At 71.4% G+C, this 17,297-nt stretch carries 14 protein-coding genes; 12 read left to right on the top strand and 2 right to left on the bottom strand.

Annotation, left to right across the window (positions count from 1 at the left end; all coding sequences use genetic code 11):
- Positions 1–39: 39 nt before the first annotated feature.
- A complete protein-coding gene (gene mnmA / locus ACMTAK_RS17020) occupies positions 40–1,191 on the top strand; it encodes a tRNA 2-thiouridine(34) synthase MnmA (protein WP_413807010.1) in 1,152 nt (383 codons plus the stop codon).
- A 218-nt stretch (positions 1,192–1,409) separates the two neighbouring features.
- Complete coding sequence (locus ACMTAK_RS17015) at positions 1,410–3,164, top strand: glycine/sarcosine N-methyltransferase (protein ID WP_413807009.1); 1,755 nt, start codon at positions 1,410–1,412, stop codon at positions 3,162–3,164.
- A gap of 83 nt (positions 3,165–3,247) precedes the next feature.
- Here the strand turns inward: ACMTAK_RS17015 and ACMTAK_RS17010 are convergent, their stop codons facing one another.
- A complete protein-coding gene (locus ACMTAK_RS17010; RefSeq protein WP_413812916.1) occupies positions 3,248–4,297 on the bottom strand; it encodes a MerR family transcriptional regulator in 1,050 nt (349 codons plus the stop codon).
- Between the two features lie 3 nt (positions 4,298–4,300).
- Here ACMTAK_RS17010 and ACMTAK_RS17005 point away from each other — a divergent pair, with 3 nt between their 5' ends.
- Both ACMTAK_RS17005 and ACMTAK_RS17000 read left to right on the top strand, forming a co-directional pair.
- Positions 4,301–5,518, top strand: coding sequence for a glycosyltransferase (locus ACMTAK_RS17005; RefSeq protein WP_413807008.1), 1,218 nt, complete (start codon positions 4,301–4,303; stop codon positions 5,516–5,518).
- Between the two features lie 414 nt (positions 5,519–5,932).
- Complete coding sequence (locus ACMTAK_RS17000) at positions 5,933–6,460, top strand: LOG family protein (RefSeq protein WP_413807007.1); 528 nt, start codon at positions 5,933–5,935, stop codon at positions 6,458–6,460.
- 83 nt (positions 6,461–6,543) lie between these two features.
- Here ACMTAK_RS17000 and ACMTAK_RS16995 read toward each other — a convergent pair whose 3' ends face one another.
- A complete protein-coding gene (locus ACMTAK_RS16995) occupies positions 6,544–6,735 on the bottom strand; it encodes a hypothetical protein (protein WP_413807006.1) in 192 nt (63 codons plus the stop codon).
- A 156-nt stretch (positions 6,736–6,891) separates the two neighbouring features.
- On the opposite strand from ACMTAK_RS16995, the gene ACMTAK_RS16990 reads away from it, so the two are divergent.
- The 8 genes from ACMTAK_RS16990 to gatB all read left to right on the top strand — a co-directional run bounded on the left by ACMTAK_RS16990 (position 6,892) and on the right by gatB (position 17,152).
- A complete protein-coding gene (locus ACMTAK_RS16990; protein WP_413807005.1) occupies positions 6,892–7,581 on the top strand; it encodes an SDR family oxidoreductase in 690 nt (229 codons plus the stop codon).
- A gap of 228 nt (positions 7,582–7,809) precedes the next feature.
- Complete coding sequence (locus tag ACMTAK_RS16985; protein WP_413812915.1) at positions 7,810–8,763, top strand: methionine synthase; 954 nt, start codon at positions 7,810–7,812, stop codon at positions 8,761–8,763.
- 15 nt (positions 8,764–8,778) lie between these two features.
- Entirely contained in the window at positions 8,779–11,001 is a 2,223-nt protein-coding gene (gene ligA, locus ACMTAK_RS16980) for an NAD-dependent DNA ligase LigA (RefSeq protein WP_413807004.1), read from the top strand.
- Between the two features lie 303 nt (positions 11,002–11,304).
- Complete coding sequence (locus ACMTAK_RS16975) at positions 11,305–13,410, top strand: putative bifunctional diguanylate cyclase/phosphodiesterase (protein WP_413807003.1); 2,106 nt, start codon at positions 11,305–11,307, stop codon at positions 13,408–13,410.
- A gap of 190 nt (positions 13,411–13,600) precedes the next feature.
- A complete protein-coding gene (gene gatC, locus ACMTAK_RS16970) occupies positions 13,601–13,897 on the top strand; it encodes an Asp-tRNA(Asn)/Glu-tRNA(Gln) amidotransferase subunit GatC (RefSeq protein WP_020868242.1) in 297 nt (98 codons plus the stop codon).
- Between the two features lie 5 nt (positions 13,898–13,902).
- Complete coding sequence (gatA, locus tag ACMTAK_RS16965; RefSeq protein WP_413807002.1) at positions 13,903–15,396, top strand: Asp-tRNA(Asn)/Glu-tRNA(Gln) amidotransferase subunit GatA; 1,494 nt, start codon at positions 13,903–13,905, stop codon at positions 15,394–15,396.
- Positions 15,393–15,632, top strand: a complete 240-nt coding sequence (locus tag ACMTAK_RS16960) for a hypothetical protein (RefSeq protein ID WP_210951276.1) — start codon at positions 15,393–15,395, stop codon at positions 15,630–15,632. The genes gatA and ACMTAK_RS16960 overlap by 4 nt, the downstream gene beginning before the upstream one ends.
- A gap of 14 nt (positions 15,633–15,646) precedes the next feature.
- Positions 15,647–17,152, top strand: a complete 1,506-nt coding sequence (gene gatB / locus ACMTAK_RS16955) for an Asp-tRNA(Asn)/Glu-tRNA(Gln) amidotransferase subunit GatB (protein ID WP_413807001.1) — start codon at positions 15,647–15,649, stop codon at positions 17,150–17,152.
- Positions 17,153–17,297: the final 145 nt, after the last annotated feature.

Genomic DNA, 17,297 nt, shown 5'->3' with positions numbered 1-17,297 from the left:
TTAGTCGTTGCGCATGTGGCGACTTATGCTGGCGGGGTTATGACTGACTTCCCCGGTGCGCCCACAGGTCCCCGCGACGGCCGTCGGCTGCGCGTCCTCGCCGCCATGTCCGGCGGTGTGGACTCCGCGGTCGCCGCCGCGCGGGCGGCCGAGGCGGGCCACGATGTGACCGGTGTCCATCTCGCGCTCTCCGCCAACCCGCAGTCGTTCCGCACCGGTGCCCGTGGCTGTTGCACCATCGAGGACTCGCGGGACGCCCGGCGGGCCGCCGATGTGATCGGGATCCCCTTCTATGTGTGGGACCTCGCCGAGCGCTTCCGTGAGGACGTGGTCGAGGACTTCATCGCCGAGTACGAGGCGGGCCGCACCCCCAATCCGTGTCTGCGCTGCAACGAGAAGATCAAGTTCGCCGCGCTGCTGGACAAGGCGCTCGCCCTCGGCTTCGACGCCGTCTGCACCGGGCACTACGCCACGATCGTGGAGCGCGAGGACGGCTCGCGCGAGCTGCACCGCGCCAGCGACATGGCCAAGGACCAGTCCTATGTCCTCGGCGTGCTCGACGAGCGCCAGCTCGCCCACGCGATGTTCCCTCTCGGCGACACCCTGACCACCAAGGACGAGATCCGCGCGGAGGCGGAGCGGCGGGACCTGGCCGTGGCCAAGAAGCCCGACAGCCATGACATCTGCTTCATCGCCGACGGCGACACCCAGGGCTTCCTGGCCCGGCACCTCGGCACGGCCGAGGGCGACATCGTCGACGAGGACGGGCACAGGCTGGGCACCCACGAGGGCGCGTACGGCTTCACCATCGGCCAGCGCAAGGGGCTGCGCATCGGGCATCCCGCGCCCGACGGCAAGCCGCGCTATGTCCTGGACATCTCCCCGGTGGACAACACGGTCACGGTCGGCCCCGTCGAGGCCCTGGACGTGACCGCCCTCACCGCCATCAAACCGCGCTGGTGCGGGGCGCCTCCGGTGGGCCCGGGTACGTACACCGCCCAGTTGCGCGCACATGGCGGCGAAACCGAGGTGATGGCCGAGCGGATCGGGGAAACCGAGCTGCGGGTGACCTTCACCGAGCCGGTGCGGGGCGTGGCCCCCGGGCAGGCGATCGTGCTCTACGACGACACCCGGGTGGTCGGCTCCGCGACCATCGCCGCGACCGAGCGGGCCCAGGCGGTCGCCTCGTAGCGTCGGTGCCGTCGGTGTCGTCCCGACGGTGCTGGAAGGCCTCGGAAGGCCTCGGCAGGCTCCGGAAGCCTCTTGAAGGCTCTGGAAGACCGCAGAGAATTCCACGGTGATATCCACTTTTGGTGAGAAAGAAGCCGAAAGTCAGGATTGGGTGGTTGATCTCCGTTTGGCGCGATCAGTTTTTCTGAAATTAACGTGCGCCCGGCCATTCCAGTGGCATGCGGCACGTGAATCTGGGAATGCGCCCCGCGGACACGGGTGCCGTGGTCCGCTGTCTCAGCACCGGAGGTTCCGTTATTTCTGCGCAACCTGTACAGAAATTTGGCGACAATCCAGTTGATGTCAGGGACACTGATCACTACACAGAGGAGTACGTACCCAGCTTCGTAGAAAAGTGGGACTCGCTGATCGACTGGGACCGGAGGGCGGAGAGCGAGGGTACGTTCTTCATCGACCTGCTGCGCGAGCGCGGCGTCAAGAAGGTCCTGGACGTGGCCACCGGGACCGGCTTCCATTCGGTCCGGCTGCTCGAGGCCGGATTCGAGGCCGTGAGCGCCGACGGCAGTGCCGAGATGCTCGCCCAGGCATTCTCCAACGGGCTCAAGCATGGTGACCACATCCTCCGCGTCGTCCAGGCCGACTGGCGCTGGCTCAACCGCGACGCCCACGGCGAGTACGACGCCATCGTCTGTCTCGGGAACTCCTTCACACATCTGTTCTCCGAGCGCGACCGGCGCAAGGCCCTCGCGGAGTTCTACGCCATGCTCAAGCATGACGGAATCCTGATCCTGGACCACCGCAACTACGACGCGATCCTCGATCGCGGCTACAGCAGCAAGCATGTGTACTACTACTGCGGAGAAGACGTCGCCGTCGAACCGGAGTACGTGGACGAGGGGCTGGTGCGCATGCGCTACAGCTTCCCCGACGAATCCGTCTACCACCTCAACATGTTTCCGCTGCGCAAGGACTACACGCGCAGGCTGATGGAGGAGGTCGGCTTCCAGCGGATCGAGACCTACGGCGACTTCCAGCACACCTACCGGGAGGAGCGGCCCGACTTCTTCATCCACGTCGCGGAGAAGGAATACCGCACGACGGACGAGCCGGTCGGGCCGAACGGTTCGGCCACGGCCAACGGGGAGTATTCGGGAGCCGTGGGCACCGCCCGCGACTACTACAACTCCGCGGACGCCGACGCCTTCTACTGGAGTGTCTGGGGCGGCGAGGACATCCACATCGGCCTCTACGACCGGCCCGACGAGCCGATCGCCGAGGCCAGCAGGCGCACCGTGGCCCGTATGGCCGGGCAGCTGGGCCTGACCGAGTCCTCCGTCGTCCTCGACCTCGGAGCGGGCTTCGGCGGCTCGGCGCGCTATCTGGCCGAGACGTACGGCTGCCGCGTCATGGCGCTCAACCTCAGCGAGGTGGAGAACGAGCGGCATCGCGCGCTGAACGCCGAGCGCGGGCTGACCGAGGCCATCGAGGTGATGGACGGCTCCTTCGAGTCCATCCCGCTGCCGGACGACAGCGTCGACGTCGTCTGGTCCCAGGACGCGTTCCTGCACAGCGGCAACCGCGCCCGCCCCCTGGAGGAGGCCGCCCGCGTGCTGCGCCCCGGCGGTCACCTCATCTTCACCGACCCCATGGCGGCCGACGGCTGCCCCGCCGAAACCCTCCGCCCCATCCTGGACCGCATCCATCTGGAGACCATGGGGTCGCCCGAGTTCTACCGCCATGAACTGGCGCGGCTCGGCTTCATCGAGGTCGGCGGCGGCTTCCAGGAACACCGCGAGCATCTGATCACCCACTACGCCCGGGTCCTGGAGGAAACCCGGCGCCAGGAGGCGGACGGCCTGGCGGAGCAGGTCAGCGCCGACTACCTCACCCATATGAAGAAGGGGCTGAGCAACTGGGTCGAGGGCGGCAGGAACCGCCATGTGACCTGGGGCATCTTCCACTTCACCCGCTGACCCGGGGCCCCTGGACCCTGACCTCTGATCCGGTCGGGTGGCCGGTGGCGGGTTCCGTACCCGCTGCTGGTCGCCCGGGGCGTTCACCGGGTTTCGCGGTCAGGGGGCGGCGCCGCGACCCGGTGGTGCAGGGCGGCGAGCGGTGCCGCCAGGTGCCCCTGGCCGGAGGTCGCGGAGGGCGGCGGGCTCTCGCCGGTGATGACGAGGGCCTGTCGCCAGTAGCGCAGCGAGAAGGAACCGGCGCGCGTCCCGCGGCGGAACAGTGCGCGCAGATGCGCGCGGAACGCCGGTGTGTCGTCGTGGCCGTCGATGCGGGCGTAGGCGCGCACGAAGTGGCCGAGCGCTTCGGCGAGCCGGTCCTGGCAGCTGGCTGCCAGGGCCTCACCGGCCAGCGCGCAGGCGTCCAGGAGACCGGCGTAGAACGACGCCACGTCGCCCACCTGGTGGGGCTGCGGCTGGCGGCGCCGGTCGTCCGCGGTGGCCAGGGCATGCAGCTCGGCGTAGGCGAGGACGGTCGCGGTGGTCGGGGCGGCCGGTGGCGTGGGCACCGCGCCGTCGATGACGGCCTGGGCGAGGCGGCGCGGCAGCCTGGCCGGGAGCGCCCAGCGCCAGTACCGCACCAGCCGGTCGTGGGCGTCGTCCAGCTTGCCCACCCCGGCGAGCAGGGCGAGGCGGCGCAGCCGTTCCGGGCCGGGGCAGTCGTCCAGGGCCCGCAGCAACCCCTGGCGCCACGTCGCCTCCCGCAACCGCGCCTGGACGACGTCCAGTTCACGGGTGACCAGTTCGGCCAGCGGGCGTTCCCCCGTCATCACCGCGGCGATCGCGGCGACCGGGGTGCCGAGCGCGCGGAGGCGCTGGATCAGCCGGAGCCGGGGCAGCGCGTCCGCGGCGTATCTGCGGTGGCCACCCGGGCTGCGTCCGCTCTCGGGCAGCAGCCCGGCGTCCGAGTAGTAGCGGATGGTCTTCACCGGCAGTCCGGTGCGCGCGGCCAGCTCGCCGATGCCCATCGTGTCGCCGCCCTGGGTGCCGCCCGTCACCGTTGCTTGAACCTCCACCGCGCAGGAGCCCTTAGCGTCCGTGGCGAACGCCGTCGTCCGAGTGCGCGCCGGGCGACGCTCGCCGAGGAGGATCATCACATGCGGATTCTGATCGTGACTGCCGGTTCGCGCGGGGACGTCGCTCCGTACACGGGACTGGGGCGGCGTCTGGCGGAGGCTGGTCATGAGGTGGCCGTGGCCGCACACCCGCCCTTCGCCGGGCTCATCGACGGATGCGGCCTGGATCACCGGCCGCTGCCGGGCGATCCACGGGAGTTGATCCGCGCCAGGGCGCGGGCGGCCTCGTGGGCCGAGGCGCGGGCGGCGATGTCGGCGTTCCTGGACCGGCTCGCCGACGGGGTGGCGGCGGCGGTGGCGGACGGGGCCGACCTGGTGCTCACCGCGTTCGGCCCGGCGGCGCTCAGCCGGGCGGCCGGTGAGGCGTCCGGCGTCCCCGTCATCGGCACCTTCCTCGCACCGGCCTGTGCCACGAGGGAGTTCCCGCCGGCCGGTGCGGCGGACGCCGAGGATCTCGGGCCGGACGGCAATCTGGCGGCGGGACAGCGGCTGTTGGCGGATGCCGGGGCGCTCCAGCAGGGCGCCGTGGCGGGGCTGCGCACCCGGCTCGGGCTGCCGACCGCCACCGCACAGACGACGGGGGCGGACATCCGGCCGGTCTTCCACGGCTTCAGCCCGTTGGTCGTACCGCGCCCGGCGGACTGGCCGTCCGGGGTGGAGGTCGCCGGTTACTGGTGGCCGGCCCGGCCCCGCGGCTGGCGGCCCCCGGCCGAGTTGGTCGACTTCCTCCAGGCCGGCCCGCCGCCGGTGTTCATCGGGTTCGGCAGCATGGCGCCGGGCGAGGGGGAGCGGCTGGGCGAGCTCGTGACGGCGGCGGTGGCCCGGTCGGGGGTGCGCGCGGTGGTGCAGGCGGGGTGGGCCGGGCTGACGGCGGCCGGGGACGACGTCCTGGCGGTCGGTGACCTCCCGCACGACTGGCTGTTCCCGCGCACGGCCGCCGTCGTCCACCACGCCGGAGCGGGCACCACCGCGGCCGGACTGCGCGCCGGGGTCCCCGCGGTGCCGGTGCCCGCCATGGCCGACCAGCCGTTCTGGGCGGCGCGACTGCACCGGCTCGGAGTCGCCCCCCGGCCGCTGCCGCTCGACGAGCTCACCGCCGAATCCCTCGGCGCGGCGATCACCACCTGCCTGACCGAATCCGCCCTCCGGCGCCGGGCGGCGGAGTTCGCCGACGCGATCGGTGCGGAGGACGGCGCCGCGGCGGTGCTGGCCCATGTCGGCGCGGTGGACAGAGGGTAAGGCCGGGCGCGGCGACAGGGCGTCTGAGGCCCGGCGGGTCTTGACGCCTGCGGCGGGCTGCTCCCCTCCCCGCCCCTCCCGGAAACTGGGGCTCTGCCCAGACTCCGTAACTGGGGCTCTGCCCAGACCTCGTAACTGGAGCTCTGCCCAGACCCCGTAACTGGGGTTCTGCCTCAGGCCTCAAAACGGCCTTCCCCCAGGCCCCGAAATCCGGGCTCCGCCCCTTCCCGCAGCATCGGTATGCGGCTGCGCCGCATGGCAGGGGCTTGGCCCCCGGGCCACCGGGTCCAGGGGTGGTCCAGGGGTGGAGCCCCTGGTTACGGGAAGGGGCGGGGAGGGGAAAGATCCGCCCCACGGCGCGACCCGTGGCGCGGGGCGGCGGGGGTGTCCGACCCGGCTCGTAGAGTGGCGCGCATGAACATCTGCGTCTTCTGCTCCGCCGCCGACCTCGACGACCGTTACACCGCCCCCGCCCGCGAGTTCGCCGAGCTGATCGGCAAGGGCGGGCACACGCTGGTCTGGGGCGGGTCCGACGTCGGGCTGATGAAGGTGATGGCGGACGGGGTGCAGGAGCACGGGGGGCGGCTGGTCGGGATCTCCGTGGAGTTCCTCGCCGCCAAGGCGCGGGAGAACGCCGACGAGATGGTGATCGCCGCGGACCTCGCCGAGCGCAAGGCGCAGCTGCTCGCCCGCGCCGACGCTGTCGTGATCATGGTCGGCGGCACCGGGACGCTGGACGAGGCCACCGAGATCCTGGAGCTCAAGAAGCACGGGCTGCACATCAAGCCGGTGGTGCTGCTCAACGCGGCGGGGTTCTACGACGGCCTGAAGCAGCAGTTCCAGCGGATGGAGGAGGAGGGGTTCCTGCCCCGGCCGCTGAGCGAGCTGGTCTTCTTCGCGGAGAACGGGGCGGAGGCCATGACGTATCTGGAGTCCGTCTGACGCGGGTGCCACTGGAGACACGCATCCGCGGCGTCGCGCTCACCGCGCGACGCCCGGGTGCGCTCTGCGGGTATCTGGGGGTGTCAGGGATGGCCGACGCGAATGCGCCCGCTGACCCCGCCGCGCTCCGCCTTGCCCTGGCCGAGGAGATCGCCGCCGCCCATCCGACCCTTGACTCCGGATGGCGCGACGCCGTCGCGGCTGTCCCTCGCGAGCTGTGGTCCGGCGGCGTCGTCCCGGGGACGCGACCAGAAGTGGTGCGCGGGCGAGCTCATGACGTATCCGGAACCCGCCCGAGCGTTGGTCCCGTAACCGCGCCCGTTACAGGATGGGAGCGCTCGGCGGGAAGTCCGCGCGGGTTTCGGGCATGGGATCGCGCCAAGCCGGGACCCTGGTCGGGGCGCGTCCCTGGGTGAGGCAAGCTGGGGAGCATGGGAACGCATCTGATTACTGGGGCAGGTTCGGGCATCGGCGCGGCGGTCACCGAGCGGTTGGCCGAGCGCGGCGACGAGCTGTGGCTCCTCGCCCGGGACGCCGGGCGGGCGAAGGAACTGGCGGGCCGGTTCCCGGGGGTGCGGACGGTCGTCGGTGACCTGGCCGACCCGGACCGGCTGTCCTGGGCGCTGGGCCATCAGACGCTGCCCGACCGGCTGGACTCGCTGCTGCACATCGCCGGAGTGGTCGACCTGGGCGAGGTCGGGGAGCTGACCCCGAAGGCGTGGAACCGCCAGCTCGCCGCCAACCTCGTGGCCCCCGCCGAGCTGACCCGGCTGCTGCTGCCGCAGCTCCGGCTCGCCCAGGGGCATGTCGTCTTCGTCAACTCCGGCGCCGGGCTGCGCGCCAACGCCCAGTGGGCCGCGTATGCCGCCAGCAAGCACGGGCTCAAGGCGCTGGCCGACGCGCTGCGCTGGGAGGAGAGCGGCAACGGCGTCCGGGTGACCACCGTCTACCCGGGACGCACGGCCACCCCGATGCAGGTGAAGGTGCACCAGCAGGAGGGCAAGGAGTACGACGCGGAGCGCTGGATCGCGCCCGAGACCGTGGCGACGACCATCCTGACCGCGCTCGACCTGCCGCACGACGCCGAGATCACCGACCTCCAGGTGCGTCCGCGCGGCTGAGCCATCTCGGCGGCGGAGGCCGGTCGCGGTTCGGGTGCGCCCCGCAGGGGCGCGGGGCTGTATCGATGTGCGGCTCCGCCGCGTGGGCGCGACCAGCCACAATGTTGCCGCAGACGACCGACGGCATATCAACGCTTTCAGCGGAGCGCTTACGCTTCGCTGGTGAGCGAGAAGAGCACCAACACCCACCACCCATGGCCCCCCGGGGCCGCGAGCGGCGTCGGATCGATGCCGGGCGGCGACGCGCGGGAGGCCGCGAAGACCGTCACCGGCTCGCTGGAGGCCCTGCCGCACCTTCCGGAGCTGCCCGCGCGCGGGCCCGGCGCGGACATGATCGGACGCACCGCCGGGATGCTGGCCGAGCTGTACGCGCATGTCGAGCCCAGCGGCTGGCGGATCAGCGACCGGCCGGGCCGGGACACCCGGCGGGCCCGTTCCTGGCTGGGCGAGGACCTGGACGCGCTGGAGGAGTTCACCCAGGGGCACCGGGGCGCGCTCAAGGTGTCGGCCGTGGGGCCCTGGACCCTGGCCGCCTCCCTCGAACTGCGCGGCGGCGAGGCCGCGCTGAGCGACCCGGGCGCCTGCCGGGACCTCACGGCCTCGCTCGCCGAGGGCGTGCGCGCCCATCTGGCGGAGGTGCGCCGCCGGGTGCCGGGCGCCGAGGTGGTACTCCAGCTCGACGAGCCGTCGCTGACGTCGGTGCTGCGCGGGAACGTCCGTACGGCGAGCGGCTACCGCACCCACGCCGCCGTGGACCGGAGCGTGGTCGAGGGCGCGCTGCGGACCCTGGTGGAGGCGGCCGACGGGCCGGTGGTGGTGCACTCGTGCGCGCCGGCCGTGCCGTTCGGGCTGCTGCGGCGCGCGGGCGTCGCGGGGATCTCCTTCGATCTGTCACTGCTCACGGAGGGTGAGGAGGAGGCGATCGGGGAAGCCGTGGAAGGCGGTACGGCACTCCTCGTCGGCGCGGTACCCGCCACCGACACCCCATTGTCGGACCCTGCCGGTAGCGTCGGGGGTGTCAGGACGCTGTGGCGCAGGCTGGGGCTGGCACCGGCGACTCTCGCGGAGTCGGTGGTGGTCACCCCGTCGTGCGGGCTCGCGGGCGCCTCGCCCGGGTATGCCCGCGCCGCGCTGGCCCACTGCGTCCGGGCGGCGAGATCGCTCGCGGACAACCCTGAGTAACGGGAGGACGACACGGTGGCCGGCGAACAGCAGTCGAAGGTCCCCGCCGAGGTGCGGGAGAGGCACGCCAGGCTCGCTGAGCAGATCGAGGAGCACCGCTTCCGGTACTACGTGAAGGACGCGCCGGTCGTCAGTGACGCCGAGTTCGACAAGCTCATGCGCGGGCTGGAGGCGCTGGAGGAGGAGCATCCCACGCTCCGTACGCCCGACTCGCCGACCCAGAAGGTCGCGGGGGCGTACGAGACGGAGTTCACCGAGGTCGAGCACCGTGAGCGGATGCTCAGCCTGGACAACGCCTTTGACGACGATGAGCTGGCCACCTGGGCGGACCGCATCGCCAAGGAGCTGGGCAGCGGTTCGTACCACTTCCTGTGCGAGCTGAAGGTGGACGGCCTCGCGGTCAACCTCACCTATGAGCAAGGGCGGCTGACCCGCGCCGCGACCCGTGGCGACGGCCGCACCGGCGAGGACATCACGCCCAATGTGCGGACGATCGCCAAGATCCCCAACCGGCTGACGGGCGACCGCGTCCCGGCGCTGGTGGAGGTGCGCGGCGAAGTCTTCCTGCCCCGCGAGCGGTTCGAGGAGCTGAACGCCCGGCTGGTGGAGGCGGGTAAGCCGCCCTTCGCCAACCCCCGGAACGCCGCGGCGGGTTCGCTGCGCCAGAAGGACCCGAAGATCACCGCGTCCCGGCCGCTGGACATGGTGGTGCACGGCATCGGGGCGCGCGAGGGCTTCGACATCGACCGGCTGTCGCAGGCGTACGAGCTGCTGCACGAGTGGGGGCTGCCCACCGCCGCCCACTTCTCGGTGGTGGACTCGATCGAGGGCGTGCGCGAGTACATCGGGTACTACGGCGAGAGCGAGCACCGGCACTCGGTGGAGCACGAGATCGACGGCGCGGTCGTCAAGCTGGACGAGATCCCGCTCCAGGGGCGGCTCGGCTCCACCTCGCGGGCGCCGCGCTGGGCGATCGCCTGGAAGTTCCCGCCCGAGGAGGTCAACACCAAGCTGGTGGACATCCGGGTGGGCGTGGGGCGCACGGGACGGGTGACGCCTTATGCGGTGGTGGAGCCGATCACCGTCGCGGGCTCGGAGGTCGAATTCGCGACGCTGCACAACCAGGATGTGGTCAAGGCCAAAGGCGTGCTGATCGGCGACACCGTCGTGCTCCGCAAAGCGGGCGATGTCATTCCGGAAATTCTGGGCCCGGTCGTCGGTCTGCGGGACGGCAGCGAGCGGGAATTCGTGATGCCGGCCGCCTGCCCCGAGTGCGATACACCGCTCCAGCCCGCCAAGGAGGGCGATGTCGATCTGCGGTGTCCCAACGGCCGGTCCTGCCCGGCCCAGCTGCGCGAGCGTATTTTCTATCTCGCCGGGCGGAAATCCCTGGACATCGAGAACCTCGGCTATGTCGCCGCCGCCGCCCTCACCCAGCCGCTGGAACCCGCCGAACCGCCGCTGAGGGACGAGGGCGATCTGTTCGACCTGAAGATCGAACAACTGCTGCCCATTCGGTCGCATGTACTGGATCCGGACAGCGGACTGCCCAAGCGTGATCCGGAGACCGGTGAGGAGAAGGTCGTCACCTTCTTCGCCACCCAGAAGGGCGAGGCGAAGAAGAACGCCCTGGCGATGCTGGCCAATATCGAGGCGGCCAAGGAGCGTCCGCTGGCCCGGATCATCACCGGCCTTTCGATCCGTCATGTCGGCCCCGTCGCCGCCACCGCGCTGGCCCGGGAATTCCGCTCGCTGGACCGGATCGCCGAGGCGGACGAGGAGGAGCTGGCGGCCGTGGAGGGGGTCGGGCCGACCATCGCCGCCTCGCTCAAGGAGTGGTTCGCGGTCGACTGGCACCGCGAGATCGTCGAGAAATGGCGGCGCGCCGGGGTGCGGCTGGAGGAGGAGGGCAGCGAGGACGAAGGCCCCCGTCCGCTGGCGGGCCTCACCGTCGTCGTCACCGGAACACTGCAGTCGTACACCCGGGATGGGGCCAAGGAGGCCCTGCAGAGCCGTGGTGCCAAAGTCACCGGATCGGTTTCGAAAAAGACCGATTTCGTCGTTGTCGGCGACAATCCGGGCTCGAAGTATGACAAGGCCATGCAGGTGAAGGTTCCCGTGCTCGATGAGGACGGATTTGGCGTCCTGCTCGAACAGGGTCCCGACGCGGCGAGAGAGGTCGCGTTGACGCCCCCGGAAGAGTCCGAGGGAGAGTCCGCGAAAGAGCCCGCCGAGTAGCACGGATGGCCGGTGGAGCGGCGGTTGGAGTAGCCCCTGGAGTAGCCGCTCCACCCATCCGGCGCAGCGCTCCGGCCATCTTGTCCGCTCAATGGGCCCAAACCTGGCCGGATTACGACTGGGAGCACTTCCCGGGTACAGCCGGCGGGCATCACTCTTACAGCGCATAGCAGAAGGTCATGGATCGTCGGGCGGCATTCGGGGAACCGTCGCCGATCGCCGCCCGTCTTCCCCTTCTGCCGCCTACTGTTGAGGTGTGCGCCCGCCGTGGCGCTGGCACCGCCGGCTGTGAGAGGGACGGGTATGAAACCGACCGAAAGCGCCGCCCCGGCGTCGCGGCTGCGCCGGGCCGTGCTGCCCGCGCTGCCGGCCGCGGCGGTCGCCATGGCGGCTTTCGCACTCGGTATCGGAGTGTTCCGAGTGCTCGACGCGGGCAATGCGCTCTTTCCCGACGGAACCGTGGGCTGGTCGCTCGCCGTGCTCACCGGAATCATCGTCGGCCATCTGGTCGCACTCGGCCGGGACCGCTGGTGGGGCGGCACCGGCTCCGGGGCCGCGTTAACCCTGGCGGCGCTGCTGCTCTACGGCTGGATCCCGGCCGTGCTGGTCAGCCTCGCCGTGGTCGTCCTGGTCGGCGCCGCCCGCCGGCACCGATGGCGGCAGGCCGCCCTGCACGGCGCGGTCGACATCCTCGGGGTGGGCGCGGCCGCCCTCACCCTCGCCGCCTTCGGCACCACCCCCTCCGTCGAACACCCCTGGCGCACCGACACCTGGCATGCGTCCGCCATTCCCCAGACGGCCCTGGCCGCCTTCGTCTATCTCGCGGTGACCCGCGCCCTGCTGTGGTGCTCCCTCGCCCCGCCCGGCGCCGGGCTGCCCACCGTCGCCCGCACCGCCCTCTTCCGGCAGGCCCTCGTCGGGATCGCGCTCCTCGGCATCGCCCCCCTCATCGTGGTCGTCGCCGGGGACACCCCGCTGCTGCTCCCGCTGTTCGCGGTGCCGCTGGTCGCCCTGGACTCCACGCTGTGGATCGCCCGGGTCCGCGCCGAGGAGCAGCTGCGCGACCCGCTCACCGGGCTGCCCAACCGCCAGTGGCTGCTGGAGCGCACCTGGACCGCGCTGGACGAGGCCGAGCGGACCGGCACCCGTACCGCGCTGGTGCTGCTGGACCTCGACCGCTTCCGTTCGGTCAACGACACCCTGGGCCATCTGGCCGGTGACCGGCTGCTGCTCCAGATCGCCGAGCGGCTGCGGCTCGCCCTGCCGCGCGGGGCGGAGGTGGCCCGGCTCGGCGGCGACGAGTTCGCGGTGCTGCTGCCCACCACCGACTCGCTCACCAGCGCCCAGCGCAGCGCCCGCGTCCTGGTCGGCGACCTCGGCTCCCCGCTCGACCTGGACGGGCTGACCCTGGTGCTCGAGGCCAGCGCGGGCGTCGCCGTCTACCCCGACCACGCCCTGGACGCCGAGGGGCTGCTGCGCCGCGCCGACGTCGCGATGTACCAGGCCAAGCGGGACCGCAGCGGAGTCGAGCTGTACGAGGCGCGGCGGGACGGCAACACCCCCGACCGGCTCGGTCTGCTCGGCGACCTGCGGCGCGCCCTGGACGCGGGCGACGTCGAGCTGCACTACCAGCCCAAGGTCGGCTTCGACGGCCATGTGGCGGGCCTGGAGGCCCTGGTGCGCTGGGTGCACCCGGACCGGGGGAAGGTGCCGCCGGACGAGTTCATCTCCATGGCCGAGAGCTCCGGGCTGATGCCCCGGCTGACCGAGTACGTCCTGGAGACGGCCCTGGGCCAGGTCGCGCGGTGGCGCGCCGACGGCCTCGAGGTGCCCGTCGCCGTCAATGTCTCGCCGCGCGATGTCCACACCCCCGGTTTCGCGGGCGCGGTCGCCGGGCGGCTGGCCCGGCACGGGGTCCCGGCGGGCGCCCTGCAACTGGAGATAACCGAGCACGTCCTGCTGGAGGACCCGCAGCGGGCCGCCGACACCCTGGCCGGGCTCACCGGCCATGGGGTGAAGATGTCGCTGGACGACTTCGGGACGGGGTATTCGTCGCTGGTCCATCTGCGGCGGCTGCCGGTGAGCGAGCTCAAGATCGACCGTTCCTTCGTGGCCCGGCTGGCGGTGGACAACGAGGACGCGGAGATCGTCCGCTGTACGGTCGACCTCGCCCACTCGCTGGGTCTGCTCGTGGTCGCGGAGGGCGTCGAGGACGACGAGACCTGGGAGCGGCTGCGGGATCTGGGCTGCGACGCGGTCCAGGGCTGGCTGGTGGCCGCGGCGATGCCGCCGGAGGAGATGACGGCGTGGTTGCGGGCGCGGGGTGAGAGTGGCTGGCACCGCGAGACGGCGGAGCCGTCGAGCGAAGACGCTCCCGCGGACGAGGACGCGGATCAGCCGGTGACGTAGGCGTGCGGCGCCGGTGCTGCCCTTGGTGTTTCGTTGCCGGGTGCGGGCCGGTGGGTGGGTTGTGCCCACCCGTTCCGGCCCGCGGAAAGATTGCCCACAACGCGGGTGCGCCAAAGCCTTTCGCGCGCCGTGTGGGGAGAGCCATAGGATTGGGCCCGAAACACTCCACACTCACCCAGAGGATCGCTGCATGCCTGGCATCACGCGCGAGGAGGTCGCCCACCTCGCCCGGCTGGCGCGTCTGGAGCTGAAGGCCGAAGAGCTAGACCACTTCGCCGGACAGCTCGACGACATCATCGGCGCGGTCGCCCGCGTCTCCGAGGTCGCCGACCAAGACGTTCCGCCGACCTCTCACCCGCTGCCGCTGACCAACGTCATGCGCCCGGACGAGGTCCGTCCGTCCCTGACCCCGCAGCAGGCGCTGGCCTGCGCCCCGGCCCAGGAGCAGCAGCGTTTCAAGGTGCCGCAGATCCTGGGGGAGGAGTGACCACCGTGACCGACCTGACCAGGCTCACCGCGGCCGAGATCGCCGCCAGGATCGCCTCCGGCGAGGTCACCGCCGTCGAGGTGACCGAGGCGCATCTGGCCCGTATCGAGGCCGTCGACGAGAAGGTGCACGCCTTCCTGCACGTGGACCGTGAGGGGGCGCTCGCCCAGGCGCGCGCCGTCGACGCGAAGCGGGAGCGCGGTGAGGAGCTGGGCCCGCTGGCCGGTGTTCCGCTCGCGCTCAAGGACATCTTCACCACCAAGGGGATCCCGACCACGGTCGGTTCCAAGATCCTCGACGGGTGGATCCCGCCGTACGACGCGACCGTCACCCAGCGGCTGCGGGACGCGGACATGATCGTCCTCGGCAAGACCAACATGGACGAGTTCGCCATGGGGTCCTCGACCGAGAACAGCGCCTTCGGCCCCACCGGCAACCCCTGGGACCTCACCCGGGTCCCCGGCGGCTCCGGCGGCGGCTCCTCCGCCTCGCTGGCCTCCTTCCAGGCCCCGCTCGCCATCGGCACCGACACCGGCGGCTCGATCCGCCAACCCGCCGCCGTCACCGGCACGGTCGGGGTCAAGCCGACGTACGGCGGGGTCTCCCGCTACGGCATGGTGGCGTTCTCGTCCTCGCTCGACCAGGGCGGACCCTGCGCCCGCACCGTGCTGGACGCGGCGCTGCTGCACGAGGTCATCGCCGGGCACGACCCGATGGACTCGACCTCCATCGACGAGCCGGTCCCGGCCGTCGTCGAGGCCGCCCGCAACGGAAGCGTGCGGGGCATGCGGATCGGCGTCGTCAAGGAGTTCGCTGGCGAGGGCTACCAGGCCGGCGTCATGCAGCGCTTCAACGAGTCGGTGGAGCTGCTGCGGGAGCTGGGCGCCGAGATCGAGGAGATCTCCTGCCCGTCCTTCGACAAGGCGCTGGCCGCGTACTACCTGATCGCGCCGTCCGAGTGCTCGTCCAACCTGGCCCGCTTCGACGCCATGCGCTACGGCCTGCGGGTGGGCGACGACGGCACCAAGTCCGCCGAGGACGTCACCGCGCTCACCCGCGCGGAGGGCTTCGGCGCCGAGGTCAAGCGCCGGATCATGCTCGGCACCTACGCGCTCAGCTCCGGCTACTACGACGCGTACTACGGCTCCGCGCAGAAGGTCCGTACGCTGATCAAGCGCGACTTCGAACGCGCGTTTGAGCGGGTCGACGTGCTGATCTCGCCGACCACTCCGACCACCGCCTTCCCGATCGGCGAGCGCGCCGACGACCCGATGGCGATGTATCTGGCCGACCTCTGCACGATTCCCACCAACCTCGCGGGGAACGCGGCCATGTCACTGCCCTGCGGTCTGGCACCGGAGGACGGTCTGCCGGTCGGACTGCAGATCATCGCCCCCGCCATGGCCGACGACCGGCTCTACAAGGTCGGTGCCGCGGTCGAGGCCGCGCTCATCGGCAAGTGGGGCCACCCGCTGATCGAGGAGGCACCGTCACTATGAGTGCGATCAAGAAGGCGAAGGGCTTCAAGAAGTCCAGGCCCGGCACCTACCTGTCCATCGCGACCTCGCTGTTCGGCGCGGTCAGTGTGGCGAAGCAGGCCAAGAAGGCCCGATCCGAGAACGACAAGCTGCAGCTGGCCGACGCGGTGGTCTCGGCCGCCGCCATCGTCACCGGCGTCGCCCTGCTCATCCGCGAGCTCAAGCGCATGGGCGACGACGACGTCCTCGCGGACTGAGAGGTTAGTTTTCCGTGACCGTCACTGAACTGGTGTCGTACGAGGACGCCCTCGCCACCTACGACCCCGTGATGGGGCTCGAGGTGCACGTCGAGCTCGGCACCAAGACCAAGATGTTCTGCGGGTGCTCCACGGCGCTGGGCGCCGAGCCCAACACGCAGACCTGCCCCACCTGCCTCGGCCTGCCCGGCTCGCTCCCGGTGGTCAACGCGACCGGCGTCGAGTCCGCCATCAAGATCGGGCTCGCGCTCAACTGCGAGATCGCCGAATGGTGCCGCTTCGCCCGGAAGAACTACTTCTATCCGGACATGCCGAAGAACTTCCAGACGTCGCAGTACGACGAGCCGATCGCCTTCAACGGCTATCTGGACGTCGACGTCGACGGTGAGGTCTTCCGCGTCGAGATCGAGCGCGCCCATATGGAGGAGGACACCGGCAAGTCCACCCATGTGGGTGGCGCGACCGGCCGCATCCACGGCGCCCAGCACTCCCTCCTGGACTACAACCGGGCCGGGATCCCGCTGATCGAGATCGTCACCAAGCCGATCGTCGGCGCCGGGGAGAAGGCCCCGGAGGTCGCCAAGGCGTATGTGACCGAGCTGCGCGAGCTCATCAAGTCGCTCGGGGTCTCCGAAGCGCGCATGGAGATGGGCCAGATGCGCTGCGATGTGAACCTGTCGCTGCGCCCGCAGGGCGCCGACAAGTTCGGCACCCGCTCCGAGACCAAGAACGTCAACTCGCTGCGGTCGGTCGAGCGCGCGGTCCGCTTCGAGATCCAGCGCCATGCCGCGGTGCTGAACGACGGCGGCACGATCATCCAGGAGACCCGCCACTTCCACGAGGAGGACGGCTCCACGACCTCCGGCCGGGTCAAGGAGGAGGCCGAGGACTACCGCTACTTCCCCGAGCCCGACCTGGTGCCGGTCGCCCCCGCCCGGGCGTGGGTGGAGGAACTGCGCGGCGGGCTTCCGGAGCTGCCGCGGGTGCGCCGCAACCGGCTGCGCGAGGAGTGGGGCCTGTCCCGGCACGAGATGCAGTCGGTGCTCAACGCGGGCGCGATCGACCTGATCACGGCCACGATGGACGAGGGCGCCCCGGCCGACCAGGCCCGTAAGTGGTGGATGGGCGAGCTGGCCCGCCGGGCCAACGAGGACGGTGTGGAACTCACGGCGCTGCCGATCACCCCGGCGCAGGTCGCCCGGGTGTGCGCGCTGGTCAAGGAGGGTTCGCTCAACGACAAGCTGGCCCGCCAGACCATCGAGGGCGTCCTCGCGGGCGAGGGCGACCCGGACGAGGTCGTCACCAAGCGCGGGCTGAAGGTCGTCTCGGACGAGGGCGCGCTGGGCACCGCCGTGGACGAGGCGATCGCGGCCAACGCGGCCATCGCCGACAAGATCCGCGGCGGCAAGGTCGCGGCGGCGGGGGCGCTGGTCGGCGCGGTCATGAAGGCCACGCGCGGCCAGGCGGACGCGGCGCGGGTGCGCGAGCTGATCCTGGAGAAGCTGGGCGTCGAGGGCTGACCGGCTCGGCGTTCGTCCGTTTCGGTTCCTGACGGCGGCGGGGCGCGCGAGAGCGCGCCCCGCCGCCGTCGTCGTACGCGCCCTTCCGCGCGTCTACGGGCTGTCCGCCGGACCACGCGGCGGAGCCGCATATCGATGTTTTCCC

This window comes from Streptomyces lacaronensis, assembly GCF_047337785.1.
GTDB lineage: Bacteria > Actinomycetota > Actinomycetes > Streptomycetales > Streptomycetaceae > Streptomyces > Streptomyces lycopersici.
Note: the sequence above shows the minus strand (reverse complement) of the source record. Positions and strands in the feature narration are given on the sequence as shown.

Bases quoted from the DNA above. Each gene is read 5' to 3' on its own strand.
- mnmA (WP_413807010.1), top strand. From the start codon at position 40: ATGACTGACTTCCCCGGTGCGCCCACAGGTCCCCGCGACGGCCGTCGG.
- ACMTAK_RS17015 (WP_413807009.1), top strand. From the start codon at position 1,410: ATGCGGCACGTGAATCTGGGAATGCGCCCCGCGGACACGGGTGCCGTG.
- ACMTAK_RS17010 (WP_413812916.1), bottom strand. From the start codon at position 4,297: ATGATCCTCCTCGGCGAGCGTCGCCCGGCGCGCACTCGGACGACGGCG.
- ACMTAK_RS17005 (WP_413807008.1), top strand. From the start codon at position 4,301: ATGCGGATTCTGATCGTGACTGCCGGTTCGCGCGGGGACGTCGCTCCG.
- ACMTAK_RS17000 (WP_413807007.1), top strand. From the start codon at position 5,933: ATGAACATCTGCGTCTTCTGCTCCGCCGCCGACCTCGACGACCGTTAC.
- ACMTAK_RS16995 (WP_413807006.1), bottom strand. From the start codon at position 6,735: ATGAGCTCGCCCGCGCACCACTTCTGGTCGCGTCCCCGGGACGACGCC.
- ACMTAK_RS16990 (WP_413807005.1), top strand. From the start codon at position 6,892: ATGGGAACGCATCTGATTACTGGGGCAGGTTCGGGCATCGGCGCGGCG.
- ACMTAK_RS16985 (WP_413812915.1), top strand. From the start codon at position 7,810: ATGCCGGGCGGCGACGCGCGGGAGGCCGCGAAGACCGTCACCGGCTCG.
- ACMTAK_RS16975 (WP_413807003.1), top strand. From the start codon at position 11,305: ATGAAACCGACCGAAAGCGCCGCCCCGGCGTCGCGGCTGCGCCGGGCC.
- gatC (WP_020868242.1), top strand. From the start codon at position 13,601: ATGCCTGGCATCACGCGCGAGGAGGTCGCCCACCTCGCCCGGCTGGCG.
- ACMTAK_RS16960 (WP_210951276.1), top strand. From the start codon at position 15,393: ATGAGTGCGATCAAGAAGGCGAAGGGCTTCAAGAAGTCCAGGCCCGGC.